Origin of the sequence: Serratia ureilytica, from assembly GCF_017309605.1 — a bacterium.
Classification (GTDB): domain Bacteria; phylum Pseudomonadota; class Gammaproteobacteria; order Enterobacterales; family Enterobacteriaceae; genus Serratia; species Serratia ureilytica.
This window is the reverse complement of record NZ_CP071320.1, coordinates 2,699,456-2,717,546: the sequence shown is the minus strand read 5'-3', so window position 1 is coordinate 2,717,546 and position 18,091 is coordinate 2,699,456. Positions and strand designations below refer to the sequence as shown.

Here is an 18,091-nt window from a genome sequence, read left to right as displayed (position 1 = left end):
GTAGGTAAAAAGAAGATAAAACGTTTTACCTAGCAAAAATGCGCCGCCAATCACAAATCTGTCGCCCGGTTTTTGGCGACAATGCGACGGGCAGTAAAACGTTTTACTGCGTTGACGGATTCGGTATACCCTTGATCACTACGGCGCGGGTTGCCCAGGAACGGGTTCGCAGAGACTATGAGCATCAAAAAGATCACCATTACCGATGTGGCGCAACAGGCGGGCGTTTCGGTCACCACGGTTTCTCTGGTATTGAGCGGCAAGGGGCGGATTTCGCCGACCACCGTCGAGAAGGTCAATCAGGCGATAGAGCAGTTGGGCTACGTGCGCAATCGCCAGGCGGCGACGCTGCGCGGCGGCGAATCCGGGGTAATCGGCCTGATCCTGCGCGACATTTGCGAACCTTTCTATGCCGAAATGACCGCCGGGCTGAGCGAAGCGCTGGAGGCGCACGACAAACTGCTGTTTTTAACCCAGAGCGGGCGCGATGGTCAGGGGCTGCAGCGGGCGTTTGACGCGCTGCTGGCGCAGGGCGTCGACGGCATCGTGCTGGCGGGCGGCATCCGCGCGGCGGCCGGGCTGAAGGAAAAGGCGGCCGAGCAGGGCGTGCCGCTGGTATGCGTGGCGCGCTCCAGCGGTCTCGAGGGCGTGGACGTGGTACGGCCGGACAATATGCAGGCCGCCAAGCTGGCCACCGAATTTTTGATCAAACGCGGCCACAGCCAGATTGCTTATCTCGGCGGCCAGAGCGACTCGTTGACGCGCGCCGAAAGGTTGGGCGGATTTTGCGCCACGCTGTTGCAGTACGGCCTGCCGTTTCGCAGCGAATGGATCGTCGAGTGCGATTGCCAGCAGCGTGAGGCGGCGGAAGCGGCGGAACAGCTGCTGCGCCACTACCCGAATATCACCGCTGTCGTTTGCCACAAGGCGTCGGTGGCGCTTGGCGCCTATTTTGGCCTGACGCGCAGCGGCCGCAGCATCGGTTCGGACGGGGTCGACGCCTACTACGGCCGGCAGGTGGCGCTGATCGGTTTCGGCGACGTGCCGGAGGCCGAGCTGACCGAACCGCCGCTGACCTTTGTCTCCAGCTCGGCGCGGGAAGTGGGGCGCAGCGCCGCCGCGCGCCTGCTGCAGCGCATCAATGACGCCGATCTGCCGGCGCAGAACGTCATTTTGCCGCCGACGCTGATCCGGCGCGGCTCCGCCTAATCCCGCCGCTGTTCCTCTTCCGCTTCGCGGCAAATCCAGCCAATAAAAGCCTTCATCGCCGGCGTCAGATCCCGCGATTTCAAATGGGTCAGCCAGTAGGCGCCGAGCGCGGCCTCGGCGGCGAACGGCCGCTGCAGCGCGCCGGCGGCCAGTTCGCGGCGGAACATGCTGACCGGCGCCAGCGCCACGCCGTCGCACTGGAGCGCGCCTTCCACCATCAGCCTCGATGAGTCGAACACCGGGCCGTTGATTCGCCACGGCGTCACCTGCGCAGCCGTGAACCAGCGTTCCCATTCATCCTGGCGGTAAGTGCGCATCAGCAGTTCGTGCTGCAGATCCTTCGGCGTATGCAGCCGCGCGGCGACCGCCGGCGAGCAGAGTACCGTCAGCGGCGCGTCGAACAGCTTGATATTGCGGGTGGCGGGCCATAAACCTTCGCCGAAACGGATGGCGAAATCCATGCCGTCGGCCGACAGATTGACCAGGTTGTTGTGGGTCAGCACCCGCAGATCGATGAACGGATGCGCCGCGCGGAACGCCGCCAGCCGCGGCATCAGCCAGCCGACCGCGAAGGTGCCGACCACCGCCACCGTCAGCACTTCGTGGAAATGCCCGCCTTCGAACTGCTGCAACACCGCCTCGATGCGATCGAAAGCATCGCTCAACACCGGCAGCAGCGCCTGGCCCTCTTCGGTCAGATCCAACCCGCGCGGCAGGCGGCGGAACAGCTGAATGCCCAGCTGTTCTTCCAGCATGCGCACCTGCTGGCTGACGGCGGCCTGAGTGACGCGCAGCTCCAGACCGGCGCGGGTGAAGTTCAGGTGGCGGGCGGAGGATTCGAACGCCCGCAGGGCGTTGAGGGGAAGTCGATTGCGCATTGTTGATAGCCATAAGTTTTTCTTTATGCTGGCTGAAATTATTATCGCTTGTCAACCCGGCGGCAAAAACCGATATTTGGCGCGGCTGCCGCAAGATTGGCGGAGCCCGTAAAGGAATGACATCATCCATCAGGGAGTGCGCCGTGCGCAACGCCAATAAAAACTTTTGGCCGCGGCCGATGCCCTGCAACCGAAGAGCCTCTATCATGACGAAAATGAACCGCCTGGCGGCCGCGCTGATCGCCGCACTGATCTTGCCGACCGCACACGCCGCGCAGCAGCAGGATATCGACGCCGTTATTCAGCCGCTGATGAAAAAATACGGCGTGCCGGGCATGGCGATCGCCGTATCGGTCGATGGCAAACAGCAGATTTACCCGTATGGCGTCGCCTCGAAACAGACCGGCAAACCGATCACCGAGCAGACGCTGTTCGAAGTGGGGTCGCTGAGCAAAACCTTCACCGCGACGCTGGCGGTCTATGCGCAGCAGCAGGGCAAGCTGTCGTTCAGCGATCCGGCCAGCCATTATCTGCCTGAGCTGCGCGGCAGCGCCTTCGACGGCGTCAGCCTGCTGAATCTGGCGACCCACACATCCGGCCTGCCGCTGTTCGTGCCGGACGACGTGACCGACAACGCCCAACTGATGGCTTACTACCGGGCCTGGCAGCCGAAGCACCCGGCGGGCAGCTACCGCGTCTATTCCAACCTCGGTATCGGCATGCTGGGCATGATCGCCGCCAAGAGCCTCGATCGGCCGTTTATCCAGGCCATGGAGCAGGGCATGCTGCCGGCGCTGGGCATGAGCCACACCTACATTCAGGTGCCGGCGGCGCAGATGGCCAACTATGCCCAGGGTTACAACAAGGACGATAAGCCGGTGCGCGTCAATCCCGGCCCGCTGGACGCCGAATCTTACGGCATCAAATCCAACGCCCGCGATCTGATTCGTTACCTGGACGCCAACCTGCAGCAGGCGAAGGTCGCGCAGCCGTGGCGCGAGGCGCTGGCCGCCACGCACGTCGGCTATTACAAAGCGGGCGTGTTCACGCAGGATCTGATGTGGGAGAACTACCCGTACCCGGTGAAACTGTCGCGGCTGATCGAGGGCAACAACGCCGGGATGATCATGAACGGCACGCCGGCCACCGCCATCACGCCGCCGCAGCCGGAGCTGCGCGCCGGTTGGTATAACAAAACCGGCTCGACCGGCGGTTTCTCCACCTACGCGGTGTTTATCCCGGCGAAAAATATCGCCGTGGTGATGCTGGCCAACAAATGGTTCCCGAACGACGATCGGGTCGAGGCGGCTTACCGCATCGTGCAAGCGCTGGATAAGCGCTGATCGTGGGGGGCGCCGTCGGGGCGCCCCTGTTACCGGTGCTGTCGCTCTCGCCGTTCGCGCATGAAATCGATAAAAGCGCGCAGCTTGAGCGGCAGATGCCTGCCGGCGGGAAAGTAGATGAAAAATCCCGATGCCTCGCTGGCATACTCCGGCAGCACTTCCACCAGATCGCCCTGCGCCAGTTCCTGCACCACCGTGCCCTGAAAACGTTGCGCGATCCCCAGGCCCGCCAACGCCGCATCCTTGATCAGCCGATCTTCGTTAAAGATCAAACTGCCGCTGACGTCCAGCGCCCGCTCATCGCCGTGCCGACTGAAATACCAGGGCTCCAATTTGCCGCTGCCGGGAAAACGGTAGCGCAGGCAATGGTGCGCGAGCAGATCGTCCGGCGTGGCCGGCGCGCCGCAACGCGTCAGATAATCGGGTGAGGCGACCAGCACCCGGCGCTGGCCGTTGTCGATCGGCACGGCGATCATGTCCTTTTGCAGCATGGCGTGCATGCGAATGCCGGCATCGAAACTGCCCAGCACCAGATCGGAAAAGCGGTCTTCGGTAAACAGCTCCAGCTGCACTTCGGGATAGCGCCGCTGAAACTCCGCCAGGTGCGGCATCACCAGCAGCGAAGCGGCCAGTTGCGGCAGCGTGATGCGCAGCAGGCCCGCCGGCTGCGCGCCCAGGGCGCGCACGTCGTCCGCCGCCACGTCTATCTGGTTCATCGCCGGCGAGACCTTCTGGTAAAACAGTCGGCCCTCGTCGCTGAGACGTACCGAGCGGCTGGTGCGGTGGAATAAGCGCACCCCCAGCTGATTCTCCAGCGCCTGAATGTTTTGCGACACCGCCGGCGGCGTGACACCCAGCTGGTTGGCCGCGCGGGTGAAGTTGCCCAGCCGCGCGACGGCTTCGAAATAGGGCAGCAGCTGCAGGAGTGAACTCATCTATCAATAACCTGTGCTTAATGATTCATTAAATTATGCCTTATTTTAATTTATGACGAACGTTTTAGACTGATTTTTACTTTCCCTCAGCGAGATAAAAATCATGTCGGCAGAACAACGGGCGTTAACAGAACGGATCGCGGCGATCGATCAACAGGCGATGGCCGAAGGGCGCATCGTGGGCAGCGTGGTGCTGGTGGCGCGGCGGGGTGAAATTTGCTACGCCGGTGCGGCCGGTTATGCCGATCGCGAAGCGCGGCAACCGATGCGGCGAGAAACGCAGTTTCGGCTGTCGTCGGTTTCCAAACCCTATACCACGCTGGCGGCGCTGCGCCTGATTGAACGAGGCAAGCTGAGCCTCGACGATGCGGTCAGCGATTGGCTGCCGTGGTTTACCCCGGCGCTGGCCGACGGCCGGCGCCCGACGATCAAGATTCGTCATTTGCTGAGTCATACCGCCGGGCTCGACTATCGGCTGAACCAACCGCCAGCAGGCGTTTACCATCAGTTGGGGATCCAGGACGGCGTGGAGCTGTCGACGCTGACGCTGGAGCAAAACCTGCGGCTGTTGGCGCAGGCGCCGTTGCTATCGGAACCGGGCGCGCGCTTCAACTATTCGCTGGCGATCGACGTGCTCGGCGCGGTGCTGGAGCGAGTGACGGGCATGCCGCTGCCGCAGCTGTTTGTCGAATGGGTGGCGCGGCCGCTGGGGCTCGGCAATACCGCGTTCCATGCGACCCATGCCGCTAACCTGGCGACGCCTTATTACAATACGCCGCAGGGGCCGCGGCGCATGCCGGAAGGCGTGCGGATCGCCTTGCCGGAAGGCATGGCGGGGGGAGAAGTGACGTTCTCGCCGGCGCGCGCGCTTAACGTCGGAGCCTATCCCTCCGGCGGCGCGGGCATGGTCGGTGATGCTGACGACGTGCTGCGGCTGGTGGAGGCGCTGCGCAGCGGCGGGCAGGGCATTTTGCAACCGGATACGGTGGCGTTGCTGCGTCACCCGCACGTCGGCGCCGAGGCGCAAACGCAAGGGCCGGGCTGGGGCTTCGGCTTTGGCGGCGCGCTGCTGGTGGATCCAGACGCTGCGCAGACGCCGCAGCATGCCGGTACCCTGACCTGGGGCGGCGTTTACGGCCACAGCTGGTTCTTTGATCCAGAGGCGCAGCTGAGCGTGGTTGTCTTGACCAATACCGCATTTGAGGGCATGTGTGGCCGCTACCCGCAGCAGATCCGCGATGCGGTTTATGCGGCGTAAATAAAAAGGGCCCCGCAGGGGGCCCTTGTTAAGACTTTCAGGCGATTACTGCGCCGGTGCCGGAGCGGGTTCCGCTTCCTGCGCCGGTTCAGCGTCTTCCGCCGGGGCGCCCAGCATGGCGAACTGGCTGATGAACTCCTGCAGCGACATTTTGTTGCCGTTCAGGTCAACCTGATTGTCAGCGTAGTGGAACTTGCTCGCGATCACGCCGTCTTTCTGGGTGGTCAGCTTGAACATCTGACCCATGGCCGCCAGGCCCTGCACTTGCTGCTGCGCCAGTTTCTGCGCGTCTTCCTCATTGTAACCCTGCAACAAGGCGGTCTTCGCGGTCACTTCGGTAGCCATCGCTTCCGGAATGGTCAGGCTGAGATCCAGCTTTTTAACCGCCTGAGCGATCACTTGATCCGGCGACTGTGCCGGGGAGGCGGCCTTGCTCGGATCGGTCATCGCCAGATCCAGCGTGAAGATGCTCTCACCCTTGCTGTTTTTCCAGCTCAGCGGGGCGATGCTGAGGCTTGGGTTGCCTTTCAGCAGCATCGGCAGGTTCTTTTGCAGCATCTCGGAGGTCTGCTGTTCGTAGACGTCCGGATCCAGGTTCTCGCCCTGCTGCAGCAGCGCCATGGTTTGGCGGTTGTAGCTGTCGGAGAAGTCTTTCAGCGCCTTGCCGTCGACGTTGTCGATTTTCAGCGTCAGTTTACCGGCGCCGAAGTCGTTGCCCTGCACCTTGAGCGCGTCCATGGTGTAATCGATCTGGCCGCCGATATTGCTGCTGCCTTGCTCGCCGAACTTGCTCACCAGATTGAAACCGTCCAACGCCACGGTGTCTTTACCGTCGATCGTCAGTTTGAACTGCTTCAGGGTCATCGTCTGATCGCCGAGCTTCACGCCGAACTTGCTTTCGTTGCTGTTGCCTTTCAGGTTGAAGCCCTGGAAGGTGATCTGCTCGTTTTGGCCGAATTCGTTCGGGCTGGCGAACACGATGTTGTCGCTGTTGGCGTCCAGCGCGATTTTTTTCAGATCGCGGGACACGTCGGCGTCAATGGTGGCGCCGCTGAATTTCAGCGAAGATTTATCCTTCTGGTAGTCCAGTGGGATAAAGTCGATGGTGGACGCGGTATCGCCGCTGTACGAGATGCGCGAATCGGCGGTAAACAGCGATTTGCCTTTGGTGGTTTCAAACAGGCCTTTCACCGCCGGGGTGTTTTCCAGCTCGGTATGCACCGACGCCATGCTCGGCAGCAGGTTGAATTTTTTCAGCTGCGCGAACGGGAACGGACCGTGATCGATGGTTTCCAGGAACGCCACTTCTTCACCGGCTTTCAGCGCCGCGTTTTCGCTGGTATCCGTGCCGTCGGAACGCAGCACATAACGCACTTTACTGCTGAACAGGCCGCGCTGGTAATTTTCATAGCTCAGCTTGACGCCGGCTTTCGGCAGGTAGGCTTTCAGTTGGCCGTTGGCGTTGTCGACGACTTCGCCCATGTGCTGCTCGATCTGTTTCCCGGTGTACCAGGATGCCCCGGTCCATGCTGCGCCAAGAACGACAATGACGCTGACAGCGACTAACGATTTTTTCATAGCTCTGTTTCATCCTTTTTTCTTATAACCCTCCGTTGCGAGGGAGGGGGCAAATGTGGGCCGACAAAAAACGCCCGCAGGCGTTTAATTGTGGGGGCAGCTCTCGCTTTCAGCAAGCAATTTGCTGAAATTTATCAACGGTTAGGCCAGTTGGTTATAAACCCGGGCGATGCGGCCGCTGCCGCTGACGTTGACCGGCGATTCGAAGGCGCCGATAAAGCAGGATTCACCCGGTTTGAGCGTCAGGCGCTGCCCGGATTTTTCCAGCGTCGCTTCGCCGCTGACGCAGAACACGATAGCCGCGCTCCGTTGTGCGAGCGCCTGCGGCGCGGCGGTCAAATCGTGCAGCGAGAAGGCGAAATCTTCCACCGGGATCGGGAAGAACAGTTCGTTGCCGCGCCGCTCCGGTTGGGTCAGCAGGCCGGACGCCGGCTGCGGGCGGAACTGCAGGTTGGCCAGCAGCTCGGGCACGTCGATAAATTTCGGCGTCAGGCCGGCGCGCAGCACGTTGTCCGAGTTGGCCATCACCTCCAGCGCCACGCCTTTCAGATAGGCGTGCGGCGTTTCGGCATACAGGAACATCGCCTCGCCCGGCGCGAGCTGCACCACGTTCAGCAGCAGCGGTGAGAACAGACCGCTGTCGTCCGGATAGAAACTGGCGATGAAGCGCACGGTATCCCAGGGTTCACCCTGCTGGTTGTTGAGCGCGGCTTTCAGCACGCCGAGCGCCAGCGACTTTTGCTCGCCGCTCATCGTCAGCAGGCTGGCGAACAGGGTAGACAGATGGGCGGTGTCCGGCTGCTGCAGGAAGGTGGCGATATCGTGGTGCGCGCCGGCGATCGGTTGCAGCAGGGAGACGATATCGGTCAGTTCGCGAAAGCCGTTCATCGCCAGGAACGGCGTCAGGGCGAAGACCAGCTCGGGCTTGTGATTGGGATCTTTATAGTTGCGTTCGGCGGCGCTCAGCGGGATGCCGGCGGCGTTCTCTTTCGCGAAGCCGATCTCGGCCGCCGCTTTGCTCGGGTGGACCTGGATCGACAGCGGTTGATCGGCGCAGAGCACTTTAAACAGGAACGGCAACTCGCCAAAGCGGCTGGCGACGTCAGCGCCCAGTTGCTTTGGCTGGTCTTCATCGATAAGAAAGCGCAGCGAACGCAGTGCGCCATCGGCGCCGGGCACGCGGGAAGGGCTCTTGGGATGGGCGCCCATCCACAGTTCGGCCATCGGCTGATTATCCGGGTTGGCGATGCCGTAAAGACGGGTCAGCGCATCGTGGCTGCCCCAGGCGTAATTCTGTACCGCGTTGGTCATTTTTTGCATGTCGATAAACGTCCTTTGCGTCATTGCCGCACTAATGGCAATAACTTACTGATTTTATACGATTCGCTTCATCTGTGCCGACAACCATCATACGCCCGCGTCGGCAGGAACCCTCATGGGCGCGATCAAAACAACGCCGGATAAGGTTGCGTCCGGCCACGCGGCCAGAGTATAGCGTGATAACGATCGGCGTCTCAAATGGCTCACCGGCCTCAAGAGGGCCCGGCAAATCCGCCAATCGATCGTTGATGGGAGGGAAAGAAATTATTGCCGACAGCGCAGGCTTTCTACGTCATTATTTATTTATCGGCATGTCAAAGTATGTCGGCGGAATTTATTTTTTACCTTCTGAGCCATTCCCTTATTATTATTTTTGCGCCAAGTCGGGCGATCACACGCCGAGCTTAAACCTGAACGACAGACCGCTTTACCGTAGCCGTTAACGAGTCGATTTAACGAAACAAGAGGTCTGTTGCATGAAAAAATGGTTGTTGTTGTTGGGGCTTTGCACCGGGGCGGCCCAGGGGGCGGTGATCGTCACCTATCCCTACGCGGCCCCGCGCGCCGTGGTGATAACGCCGGCGCCGATCGTCGTTGCGCCCGCACCGGTCGCGCTTCCCGCCGTGACTGCACCCGTGGCGCATCCGCTGGCGCTCACCGCCGGCGCGGTGGCGACCGGGGCGTATCGCCATAATGAACGGCAGGATGCCTACGATGAGATCAATCATTTGCAACAGCAGCGGATCGATGAACTCAATCACTTACAGGCGCAGCGCATCAATAATTTTAATTCGCGTCACGCGCGTTAATTTCATCTCCGCGTTTATTATCCCGGTTCTTTCTTCGCCTTTATTTCGGCGCGGGTTAACCGACGGCAAATAACCGCGTCATGAATGGGTAAAAGAGATGAATCGTGCTGTGAGATAACTCTCTTAATGCGAATAGTTATTATGTCACTATACTGGGAATGCGTGCCGACGGGGGGTAGCGCGTCGGCCTAACCCTACAATTTTAGGAATTATGCTAAGGAGACAATGATGGCAGGCGTTCGTATCGAAAAAGACTCCATGGGCCCCATCGAAGTACCGGCCGACAAGCTGTGGGGCGCACAGACCCAGCGCTCATTGGCGCATTTCCGCATTTCCTCCGAAAAGATGCCGACCGCGCTGATCCATGCGCTGGCGTTGACCAAGCGCGCCGCCGCGCAGGTGAACGTGGACCTGGGGCTGCTGCCGGCCGAGCGGGGCGCCGCCATCATCAACGCTGCCGACGAAGTGCTGGCGGGCAGCCATGCCGACCAGTTCCCGCTGTCCATCTGGCAAACCGGCTCCGGCACTCAGACCAACATGAACATGAACGAAGTGTTGGCCAACCGAGCCAGCGAGCTGCTGGGCGGCGTGCGAGGTGAAGAGCGCAAGGTGCATCCGAACGACGACGTCAATAAAAGTCAGAGCTCCAACGACGTGTTTCCCACCGCGATGCACGTGGCGGCGGTGATTGCGCTGCGCGAGCACCTGATCCCCGAGCTGAAAGTGCTGCACAAGACGCTGAGCGACAAGGCCGAAGCCTACCGCGGCATCGTCAAAATCGGCCGCACCCACCTGCAGGACGCCACGCCGCTGACCCTGGGCCAGGAAATCTCCGGCTGGGCGGCGATGCTGGCGCACAATCTGAAACACATCGAAGACAGCATCCCGCACATCGCCGAGCTGGCGCTGGGCGGCACGGCGGTCGGCACCGGCCTGAACACCCATCCGGAGTACGCCGTGCGCGTCGCTAAAGCGCTGGCGGAGTTGACCCATCAGCCGTTCGTCACCGCGCCGAACAAGTTCGAAGCGTTGGCGACCTGCGATGCGCTGGTGCAGGGGCACGGCGCGCTGAAAGGGCTGGCGGCTTCGCTGATGAAGATCGCCAACGACGTGCGCTGGCTGGCGTCCGGCCCGCGCTGCGGCATCGGCGAGATTTCTATCCCGGAGAACGAGCCGGGCAGCTCCATCATGCCGGGCAAGGTCAACCCGACCCAGTGCGAAGCGATGACCATGCTGTGCGCGCAGGTGCTGGGCAACGACGTGGCGGTGAATATCGGCGGCGCTTCCGGCAACTTCGAGCTGAACGTGTTCCGCCCGATGGTGATCCACAACTACCTGCAGTCGATCCGCCTGCTGGCCGACGGTATGCAGGGCTTCAACGAGCACTGCGCGGTGGGCATCGAACCGAACCGCGATCGCATTACCCAGTTGCTGAATGAATCGCTGATGCTGGTGACGGCGCTCAACACCCATATCGGTTATGACAAAGCGGCGGAAATCGCCAAGAAAGCGCACAAGGAAGGGCTGACGTTGAAAGCCGCGGCGCTGAAGCTCGGCTATCTGACCGAAGCGCAGTTCGATGAATGGGTGCGCCCGGAGGCGATGGTCGGCAGCATGCAGAAATAATTGATCTGTGAGGCAACCGGGGGCTTACTGAGGTAAGCCCCTTTTTTATGGAGAAATTAAGATGTCGCGCGCACAACGTTTACTCGATCTGATGCAGCTGTTGCGCAGCCACCGCTATCCGGTGGCGGGCCATGCGTTGGCGCAGACGCTGGGCATCAGCATGCGTACGCTTTACCGCGATATCGCCACGCTGCAGCAGCAGGGAGCGGAGATCGTCGGCGAAGCGGGGCTCGGCTATGTGCTGCGCCCCGGTTTTATGCTGCCGCCGCTGATGTTCTCGCAAGCGGAAATAGAAGCGCTGGTGCTGGGCATGCGCTGGGTCAGCCGCCGCGGCGACAGCCAGTTGGCGAGCGCCGCGGGCCAGGCGCTCGCCAAGATCGCCGCGGTGCTGCCGACGGCGCTGCGGGAGGAGCTGGAGGCCAACACGCTGCTTATCGCACCGGCTCAGTCGCCGCCGGTGGCGGATGAGATGCGGGTGTTAATCCGTGACAGCATCCGCCGCGAGCGCAAGCTGCATATCGACTATCTCGACCTGGCGGGGCAGCGCAGCGAACGCCTGCTGTGGCCCTTTGCGCTGGGCTTTTTCGACCAGTTCCAGATGCTGGTTGCCTGGTGTGAGTTGCGTCAGGCCTTTCGTCATTTTCGCCTCGATCGCATTCAGGCCGCCACGCCGCTTGAACAGCGTTATCCGCATGGCCGGCGGCGACTGTTGAAAGAGTGGCGGTTGAGCGAAGGCATTGCGGAACAATAACGACACGCTGCTGCCATAAACTGTCAGTCGCCTCCTTTAGTCTGTGCCTATCGGGAACCAACCGGTTCCCATCACCCAGAGGACAGACCGATGACCCTTCCCAGCATGACCCTGCTTTACGTCGATAACCCGCTCAACAGCGCCGCCTTTTATCAACGCCTGCTGGGGCAGGCGCCGGTAGAGCTTTCTCCCGGCTTTGCCCTGTTCGTGCTCAACAACGGCTTCAAGCTCGGGATGTGGGCCAAACAGGGGGTAAAACCCGCCGCCACGCTGACCGGCGGCGGCGGTGAACTGGGCTTTTTATGCCAGGATCCGCAAGAGGTGGAGGCGCGCTATAACCAGTGGCGCGAGCTCGGGCTGCCTATCGAGCAAACGCCAACCGAAATGGAATTCGGCTACACCTTTGTGGCGCGGGATCCGGACGGTCATCGCTTGCGGGTATATGCCCTCAGCGAGTAGTGCCGTCGGTATACAGGTGCAGGCGCGGCACCAGCAGCCGCAGCGGCCTGGCGTCGGGTTTGTAGCGATGCTTTACTGCGTCGGCGTCGTAGTTGAGCAGTTCGCCGATCTTCGGCACCGCAGCGCCGCTTTCAACCTGACACAGGGCGATCAGCGGCAGCGGGCAGGGGTGTTGCACCTGCTTTTGCTGCTGCTGATACCACACGCGGGCGATCGGCTGCACTTTGACCGGCCGCTTGATTTTCAACGTCGCATGTTGCGGCAGACGGCTGACATCGTCTATTTCGCGGCTGACCAGGGCGGCCCACTGTTCACGGCTGTGCGGCGGCACCGCGCGGCCGGCTTTCAGACTTTTCTCCAGCTGCGCCAGGATGTCGTCCCGTTTGACGTTTTTGATGATGTGCTTGTTGGCCCAGCCGAAGCGCACCGAGTCGGGATTGGTCAGGGCGGTGAGGGTGCGGTAGGCGCTGAGGGTAATCAGCCCGTGCAAATGGGTGTGCACGAATTCGAAACGCTGCTCCGGCGCCAGGCCGGAATCGACGGTGATAATCTGCTCCAGTTCGCCTTTCAGGCGGTTGATCAGCGCCAGCTGCGCCTGCAGCGCCTGATACTCCGGTTGCACCACCGCCAGACAGATGACGCCGGGCAGGCGCACGGCGGCCTTGCTGCTGACATTCTCACGGTTATGGTGGATGAAGAGCCGCTGATAGTGTTCCAGCGCCAGATCGCGCGCCGCTTGCCCCACATGCTGCTCGACCGCGATATGCGAAATGGCCTGATGTTCCTGGCCTTTTTCTACCTCCGGCAGGCTGAACACCCGCGCCGTCAGCAGCCGCAGCGGGGTTATCTGCTGCTGCAATGCGCCGAGGGCTTGCTCCAGTTCGGCAAAGCAGGCGTTCATCCGGCCAATCACATCGTATTTGCTCATCATATGCCCCTATTTTAGTTACAACATACTATAGGAGAGTAGCAGGCTGGGGGCAACATCGGCAATGGGACAATACTCGGCTTAACTGCCCACCCGGCTTACCAGGGGGAAACAGGGCGGGCAGCAGGGGGAATTCTCTCGCTCGTCTGCTACGCATGCGGGCAAGTGTGATTGTCGAAAATAAACCTGCTCTTCTTATGGTTTTGATTCATTGATGGATTTTTTCCTGTTCGTTTGTCTTCTGTTTAATCCATTTCCCGTTTGCCGTTGTCCAAACGCTGGAACAAACAGAATGGCAGGACGCTATGAGCCCTTGGGGTTATCTTTTCTTCTGTCATTAACGGGTGCTTTAACAGGAGGTTTACTGTGGATATTAAACAGAAAGTCAAAAACATGACGCTGGAAGAGAAGATCGGGCAAAAAATCATGCTGGATTTTCGCTACTGGGATCGGAACGGTAGCAGCAATCAGGATATGACCGTTCCCGATGAAGCCATTGGCAAGCTGATCACCGATAACCATGTGGGCGGGGTGATCCTGTTTGCCAATAATCTGAAAGATAAGCAGCAGATCAATACGTTAACGGCCTGGTATGCCGCGATGAAAACCCACGCCGGCATCCGCCTGTTCATTGGCACGGATAACGAGGGCGGTAACGTTTTCCGGCTGCCGCGCGGCGACTATGCCTCATTCCCCGGCAATATGGCGCTCGCCGCGGCGATTGAGGGCGGCGCGGATAAACAGCTCGCCGTTGAACAGGGCGAACTGATGGCCCAGGATATGCGCGCGTTGCATATCAATACCAACTTTGCACCGGTTGTGGACGTCAACACCAACCCGTTCAACCCGGTGATTAACGTTCGCGCCTTCAGCGATGATAAGAACGCCGTTTCCCACCTGGCCGAGAAAATGGTGGCGGGGATGAAGCAGCAAGGGCTTATCACCGCTTACAAACACTTCCCTGGCCATGGCAGCACCTCCACCGACTCGCATACCGGTTTGCCGCGCGTCGACCGTACGCGGGAAGAGGCGTTTGCCATCGATATCGCGCCTTACAAACAGGCCATTGACCGCTGTGCGGCGCCGGACATGGTCATGACCGCGCATATTCAGTACCCCGCGCTGGATAACCGCCAGATCGACACCCGCAGCGGCGAAAAAATCACGGTGCCGGCCACCATGTCGCATGAAATTCAGACCCGCATCCTGCGCGATGAGCTGGGTTATGCCGGCGTAACGATTTCAGATGCGCTGGATATGGGGGCGATTGCTGAGCATTTCAGCCAGCAAGGGGCGGCTGAAAACGTCTTTGCCGCCGGGGTGGATATCGCCCTGATGCCTGTCAGCATCGCTTCGCCGGCCCAGGCTAACCTGCTGCCGGACCTGATTCGTTACCTTGCGGACCGGGTGAAAACAGGGCATCTCAACGAGGCCGATATCGATGCTTCGGTCGAGCGCATTTTGCGCCTCAAATTACGCCATCACCTGATGGGTCATCGCGAGGCCCCTTGTTCCAGCAGCGTTTCGTCCTCAGCGCATAAGCTGGAAAAACGCATCGCCGATCGCTCCATTACCGTGGTCATTAACCGCCACAGCCTGCTGCCGTTGAAAGACAAGGCGCTGCGCTATTTTATCCTGACCCCGTGGGGTGAGCAGGCCAAAGGCATCGCTAACGTGATGGCGCAGGAGGGCTACCAGAACGTCGTTGCCGCGAAGGAAACGGAACTGAGCGATGCCCAAATCAGGGCGCATATTGCCGATTGCGACGTGTTCCTGCTCGGCACGCTTTCGACTCGCTTTACGCCTGCCGAGCAGGATGGGGTCGTGACCTCCGCAACCGGGGCGGCTAATGATACCAGTCCTTATCCGGGCTGGTTGAAATACGCCGCCGAGCAGGGGAAAAAACGCGTTCACCTCTCATTGCGCGCGCCTTACGATATCGTGAACTATGCCGCAGACGTGGATGCAGCCGTCGCCACCTATTCTTACTACGGGTATGACAGCGGCGTATGGCGCGGTCCCTCGATGATATCTCTGGCACAGGTGCTGACGGGGAAAATCACACCGCACGGCAAACTGCCGGTCAACACCTGGTATGACTACGATGAGGAAACCAATACGGGCAAGGTGGCGTTCCCTCGCGGGACGGGGCTGAGCTGGTAATGGGACAAGTACCGGCGTCGTCAGAAAGGGCGACGCCGGTCGTGGGATAGCGTTGATAAAGCGGGCGGTTTCTTGCTCTGCACGATACGACATGGGATAACCGTCACTCACGGAAGGAGAAAATTTATGCCGACAGGCGCAACAAAACTAGGCGGATGGCTGTTGATGGCCGCCATGCTGGGCGTGAGCGGATGCGCCAAACCCCCTGAGCCGGAAAAGCCTCCGCAGCCTGCACCGCCGGTCACACCGATGCGGGGCATCTGGCTGGCCACCGTCATGGGGCTGGACTGGCCGCCGGCGGCCTCCCTGAAAGCGGAAACCGCGCCAGAGCGAATTCGCCTGCAGCAACAGGCGCTGACGGACGCACTGGACGACATGGTGAAAACCGGGATTAACACGGTGTATTTTCAGGTTAAACCGGACGGAACGGCCCTGTGGCGTTCTGACATCTTGCCCTGGTCGGAGGTATTGACCGGCACCGTGGGCCAGGATCCGGGTTACGATCCGCTGGCCTTTATGCTGAAAGAAGCGCACCGGCGCGGCATCAAAGTGCACGCCTGGCTGAATCCTTATCGGGTTTCCATGAATACCCGGCAGCAAACGATTGATGCCCTTAATCAAACGCTGCAGTCTCCGCCGGCCAGCGTCTATGTGCTGCATCCCGACTGGATACGTACGGCCAACGACCGCTTTGCGCTCGATCCTGGCTTACCCGATGTGCGCAACTGGATCACCGGCGTGGTGGCTGAAGTCGTCAAAAACTATGACGTCGACGGCATTCAATTTGACGATTATTTCTATTATGAGACGCCGCAATCGCCGCTGGATGATGAAAAGACGTATCGCGAATACGGCAAAGGGTTTGCAGACAAGGCCAGTTGGCGAAGAGACAATACGCTGCAATTGATAAAACAGGTTTCAGCCACCGTCAGGGCGCTAAAGCCCGCTGTCGCGTTTGGCGTCAGCCCGGCGGGCGTCTGGCGAAACAAAGCGGACGATCCCGCCGGCTCGGCGACTCAGGCCGGCGCGCCATCGTACGATGCGGCCTATGCCGATACGCGCCAGTGGGTCAAACTGGGGCTGCTCGACTACATCGCACCGCAGCTGTACTGGCCCTTCGATCGTGAAATAGTTCGCTACGACGTGCTGGCCAACTGGTGGGCCGAGGTGGTGAAAGACACGCCGGTTCGGCTTTATGCCGGGGTGGCGCTGTATAAAGTAGGCACGCCATCGGCGAGCGAACCGGCATGGACCGTCGACGGCGGCGTTCCCGAGCTGAAAAGGCAGTTGGATCTCAACGAGAGCTTGCCTGGGATGGGGGGAACCATCCTGTTCCGGCAACGTTATCTGACCGAGCCGCAAACGGATAAGGCCGTGGAGTACCTGCGCACCCGCTGGAAAACCGGTCAATAATCACCGGCATTGGCATAGCGAGCCGCGGTATTCCACCGCGGCTTTTTTATTCACAGGCGCGCCGCTTCCGGCAGGCGCTTCAGGTAATGCACCACCAGCAGCGCCAGCAACAGCATCAGGCTGATGAACGCCGCCACGCCATTCCAGCCGAAACTGTGCCAGAACACGCCGCCGAGGGTCCCGGCCACGCTTGAGCCGACGTAATAACAGAACAGATACAGCGACGACGCCTGGCCTTTGGCGCGGCGCGCACGGCGGCCGATCCAGCTGCTGGCCACCGAGTGGGCGGCGAAGAAACCGGCGGTGAACAGCATCATGCCGATAAAGATCGCCGGCACCTGCGGCAACGCGGTAATCAGAATCCCGATCAGCATAATCACGATCGACGCCAGCAGCACCGGGCCGCGCCCGAAGCGCGAGGTGAGCGCGCCGGCCTTGGGCGAGCTGTAGGAACCGGTGAGGTAGACCACCGACAGCAGGCCGACGATCGCCTGGCTCAGATGATAAGGATCCGCCAGCAGGCGATAACCGATGTAGTTGAACAGGGTGACGAAGCTGCCCATCAGCAGAAAGCCTTCCGCGAACAGCAGCGGCAGCCCCTTATCGTGCCAATGCAGTTTGAAGTTGATCAGCAGCGTGCGGGGGCGCAGTGAGCTGGCGCGAAAATGCCGCGAAGCTGGCAGAATGCGCCAGAACATGAAGGCGGCGGCGAGGGCGAACAGACCGATGACCCCGAGTGAGACGCGCCAGGAGAAGAAGTCGGTCAACACCCCGGTCACCAGGCGGCCGCTCATGCCGCCGATCGAATTGCCGCTGATGTACAACCCCATCGAGAAGGCGACGAAGCTGGGATGGATCTCTTCGCTGAGATAGGTCATGCCGACCGCCGCCACGCCGCTCAGCGACAGGCCGATCAACGCGCGCATCAGCAAAATGCCGTGCCAGCTGGTCATAAAGGCGCAAATCAGCGTGCAGACTGCCGCCAGCAACAGCGCCACCACCATCACCGACTTACGGCCGATGGCGTCGGACAGCGGCCCGGTGAACATCAGGCCGATCGCCAGCAGGCCGGTAGAGACCGAGAGCGACAGGCTGCTTTCGGCCGGCGAGACGCCGAAATCTTGCGACAGCACCGGCAGGATCGGCTGCACGCAGTAAAGCAACGCGAAGGTCGCCAGCCCGGCGGAAAACAGCGCCAGCGTTACGCGCATAAACTGCGGCGTGCCGCGTTCGATATAGGGGAGTTTGTTGTTGAGGGTGGAGCGTTTTACTTTTGGCGCAGCGGCCGCGTCATCGTTGGCGGCCAGCGTCGACGGCATCACGGCCGCAGAACGCACAGGGGTTGTCACAGCGTTTCCTTACCGAACTTCGGGGAGATAAACAGACACTTTGCAGATAACAAAATGATAGGGAGCGGCGAT

The 18,091-nt window shown here is 60.8% G+C and carries 16 protein-coding genes; 10 read left to right on the top strand and 6 right to left on the bottom strand.

What is annotated here, in order from left to right:
* Window positions 1-177: 177 nt before the first annotated feature.
* On the top strand, window positions 178-1,209 hold the full coding sequence (locus J0X03_RS12590) for a Mal regulon transcriptional regulator MalI (protein WP_033642962.1): 1,032 nt from the start codon (window positions 178-180) through the stop codon (window positions 1,207-1,209).
* Here J0X03_RS12590 and J0X03_RS12585 read toward each other — a convergent pair.
* Window positions 1,206-2,087, bottom strand: a complete 882-nt coding sequence (locus J0X03_RS12585) for a LysR family transcriptional regulator (RefSeq protein ID WP_033642963.1) — start codon at window positions 2,085-2,087, stop codon at window positions 1,206-1,208. The genes J0X03_RS12590 and J0X03_RS12585 overlap by 4 nt on opposite strands.
* Before the next feature lie 206 nt (window positions 2,088-2,293).
* Between J0X03_RS12585 and J0X03_RS12580 the strand changes: the two genes are divergently transcribed.
* Window positions 2,294-3,430 carry a class C beta-lactamase SRT-3 gene (locus J0X03_RS12580; RefSeq protein WP_033642964.1) on the top strand — a complete coding sequence of 379 codons (1,137 nt, stop codon included), beginning with the start codon at window positions 2,294-2,296 and terminating at the stop codon, window positions 3,428-3,430.
* 29 nt (window positions 3,431-3,459) lie between these two features.
* Here J0X03_RS12580 and J0X03_RS12575 read toward each other — a convergent pair whose 3' ends face one another.
* Complete coding sequence (locus J0X03_RS12575; protein ID WP_033650491.1) at window positions 3,460-4,365, bottom strand: LysR family transcriptional regulator; 906 nt, start codon at window positions 4,363-4,365, stop codon at window positions 3,460-3,462.
* Window positions 4,366-4,468: 103 nt separating this feature from the next.
* Here J0X03_RS12575 and J0X03_RS12570 point away from each other — a divergent pair, with 103 nt between their 5' ends.
* Complete coding sequence (locus J0X03_RS12570) at window positions 4,469-5,623, top strand: serine hydrolase domain-containing protein (protein WP_033642966.1); 1,155 nt, start codon at window positions 4,469-4,471, stop codon at window positions 5,621-5,623.
* 45 nt (window positions 5,624-5,668) lie between these two features.
* Here J0X03_RS12570 and J0X03_RS12565 read toward each other — a convergent pair whose 3' ends face one another.
* Together J0X03_RS12565 and manA are read right to left on the bottom strand one after the other, a co-directional pair.
* A complete protein-coding gene (locus J0X03_RS12565; protein WP_033642967.1) occupies window positions 5,669-7,201 on the bottom strand; it encodes a YdgA family protein in 1,533 nt (510 codons plus the stop codon).
* A gap of 141 nt (window positions 7,202-7,342) precedes the next feature.
* Complete coding sequence (gene manA / locus J0X03_RS12560) at window positions 7,343-8,521, bottom strand: mannose-6-phosphate isomerase (RefSeq protein WP_160204260.1); 1,179 nt, start codon at window positions 8,519-8,521, stop codon at window positions 7,343-7,345.
* 176 nt (window positions 8,522-8,697) lie between these two features.
* Here manA and J0X03_RS12555 point away from each other — a divergent pair, with 176 nt between their 5' ends.
* The 5 genes from J0X03_RS12555 to J0X03_RS12535 all read left to right on the top strand — a co-directional run bounded on the left by J0X03_RS12555 (window position 8,698) and on the right by J0X03_RS12535 (window position 12,166).
* On the top strand, window positions 8,698-8,964 hold the full coding sequence (locus J0X03_RS12555) for a hypothetical protein (protein WP_127897192.1): 267 nt from the start codon (window positions 8,698-8,700) through the stop codon (window positions 8,962-8,964).
* A gap of 33 nt (window positions 8,965-8,997) precedes the next feature.
* A complete protein-coding gene (locus J0X03_RS12550) occupies window positions 8,998-9,330 on the top strand; it encodes a hypothetical protein (protein ID WP_042784419.1) in 333 nt (110 codons plus the stop codon).
* Window positions 9,331-9,558: 228 nt separating this feature from the next.
* Complete coding sequence (gene fumC, locus J0X03_RS12545) at window positions 9,559-10,956, top strand: class II fumarate hydratase (protein WP_033650487.1); 1,398 nt, start codon at window positions 9,559-9,561, stop codon at window positions 10,954-10,956.
* A gap of 61 nt (window positions 10,957-11,017) precedes the next feature.
* Window positions 11,018-11,707 (top strand): helix-turn-helix transcriptional regulator, encoded by a 690-nt coding sequence (locus J0X03_RS12540; protein ID WP_033642971.1) that lies wholly within the window; start codon window positions 11,018-11,020, stop codon window positions 11,705-11,707.
* Between the two features lie 90 nt (window positions 11,708-11,797).
* Window positions 11,798-12,166, top strand: coding sequence for a VOC family protein (locus tag J0X03_RS12535; RefSeq protein WP_028128189.1), 369 nt, complete (start codon window positions 11,798-11,800; stop codon window positions 12,164-12,166).
* On the opposite strand, the gene tus is transcribed toward J0X03_RS12535, so the two are convergent.
* A complete protein-coding gene (gene tus / locus J0X03_RS12530) occupies window positions 12,156-13,094 on the bottom strand; it encodes a DNA replication terminus site-binding protein (RefSeq protein WP_160204261.1) in 939 nt (312 codons plus the stop codon). The two genes, J0X03_RS12535 and tus, sit on opposite strands and share 11 nt — an antisense overlap.
* 366 nt (window positions 13,095-13,460) lie before the next feature.
* Between tus and J0X03_RS12525 the strand changes: the two genes are divergently transcribed.
* Together J0X03_RS12525 and J0X03_RS12520 are read left to right on the top strand one after the other, a co-directional pair.
* Window positions 13,461-15,257, top strand: a complete 1,797-nt coding sequence (locus tag J0X03_RS12525) for a glycoside hydrolase family 3 N-terminal domain-containing protein (RefSeq protein ID WP_160204262.1) — start codon at window positions 13,461-13,463, stop codon at window positions 15,255-15,257.
* Window positions 15,258-15,383: 126 nt separating this feature from the next.
* Window positions 15,384-16,670, top strand: coding sequence for a glycoside hydrolase family 10-like protein (locus tag J0X03_RS12520; RefSeq protein WP_160204263.1), 1,287 nt, complete (start codon window positions 15,384-15,386; stop codon window positions 16,668-16,670).
* A gap of 50 nt (window positions 16,671-16,720) precedes the next feature.
* Here the strand turns inward: J0X03_RS12520 and J0X03_RS12515 are convergent, their stop codons facing one another.
* Window positions 16,721-17,989: an MFS transporter gene (locus tag J0X03_RS12515; RefSeq protein WP_169539675.1), complete on the bottom strand. Its 1,269-nt coding sequence runs from the start codon at window positions 17,987-17,989 to the stop codon at window positions 16,721-16,723.
* Window positions 17,990-18,091: the final 102 nt, after the last annotated feature.

Bases quoted from the DNA above. Each gene is read 5' to 3' on its own strand.
- J0X03_RS12515 (WP_169539675.1), bottom strand. From the start codon at position 17,989: ATGCCGTCGACGCTGGCCGCCAACGATGACGCGGCCGCTGCGCCAAAA.
- J0X03_RS12570 (WP_033642966.1), top strand. From the start codon at position 4,469: ATGTCGGCAGAACAACGGGCGTTAACAGAACGGATCGCGGCGATCGAT.
- J0X03_RS12575 (WP_033650491.1), bottom strand. From the start codon at position 4,365: ATGAGTTCACTCCTGCAGCTGCTGCCCTATTTCGAAGCCGTCGCGCGG.
- J0X03_RS12535 (WP_028128189.1), top strand. From the start codon at position 11,798: ATGACCCTTCCCAGCATGACCCTGCTTTACGTCGATAACCCGCTCAAC.
- J0X03_RS12580 (WP_033642964.1), top strand. From the start codon at position 2,294: ATGACGAAAATGAACCGCCTGGCGGCCGCGCTGATCGCCGCACTGATC.
- J0X03_RS12520 (WP_160204263.1), top strand. From the start codon at position 15,384: ATGCCGACAGGCGCAACAAAACTAGGCGGATGGCTGTTGATGGCCGCC.
- manA (WP_160204260.1), bottom strand. From the start codon at position 8,521: ATGCAAAAAATGACCAACGCGGTACAGAATTACGCCTGGGGCAGCCAC.
- J0X03_RS12585 (WP_033642963.1), bottom strand. From the start codon at position 2,087: ATGCGCAATCGACTTCCCCTCAACGCCCTGCGGGCGTTCGAATCCTCC.
- tus (WP_160204261.1), bottom strand. From the start codon at position 13,094: ATGAGCAAATACGATGTGATTGGCCGGATGAACGCCTGCTTTGCCGAA.
- J0X03_RS12590 (WP_033642962.1), top strand. From the start codon at position 178: ATGAGCATCAAAAAGATCACCATTACCGATGTGGCGCAACAGGCGGGC.
- J0X03_RS12540 (WP_033642971.1), top strand. From the start codon at position 11,018: ATGTCGCGCGCACAACGTTTACTCGATCTGATGCAGCTGTTGCGCAGC.
- fumC (WP_033650487.1), top strand. From the start codon at position 9,559: ATGGCAGGCGTTCGTATCGAAAAAGACTCCATGGGCCCCATCGAAGTA.
- J0X03_RS12550 (WP_042784419.1), top strand. From the start codon at position 8,998: ATGAAAAAATGGTTGTTGTTGTTGGGGCTTTGCACCGGGGCGGCCCAG.
- J0X03_RS12565 (WP_033642967.1), bottom strand. From the start codon at position 7,201: ATGAAAAAATCGTTAGTCGCTGTCAGCGTCATTGTCGTTCTTGGCGCA.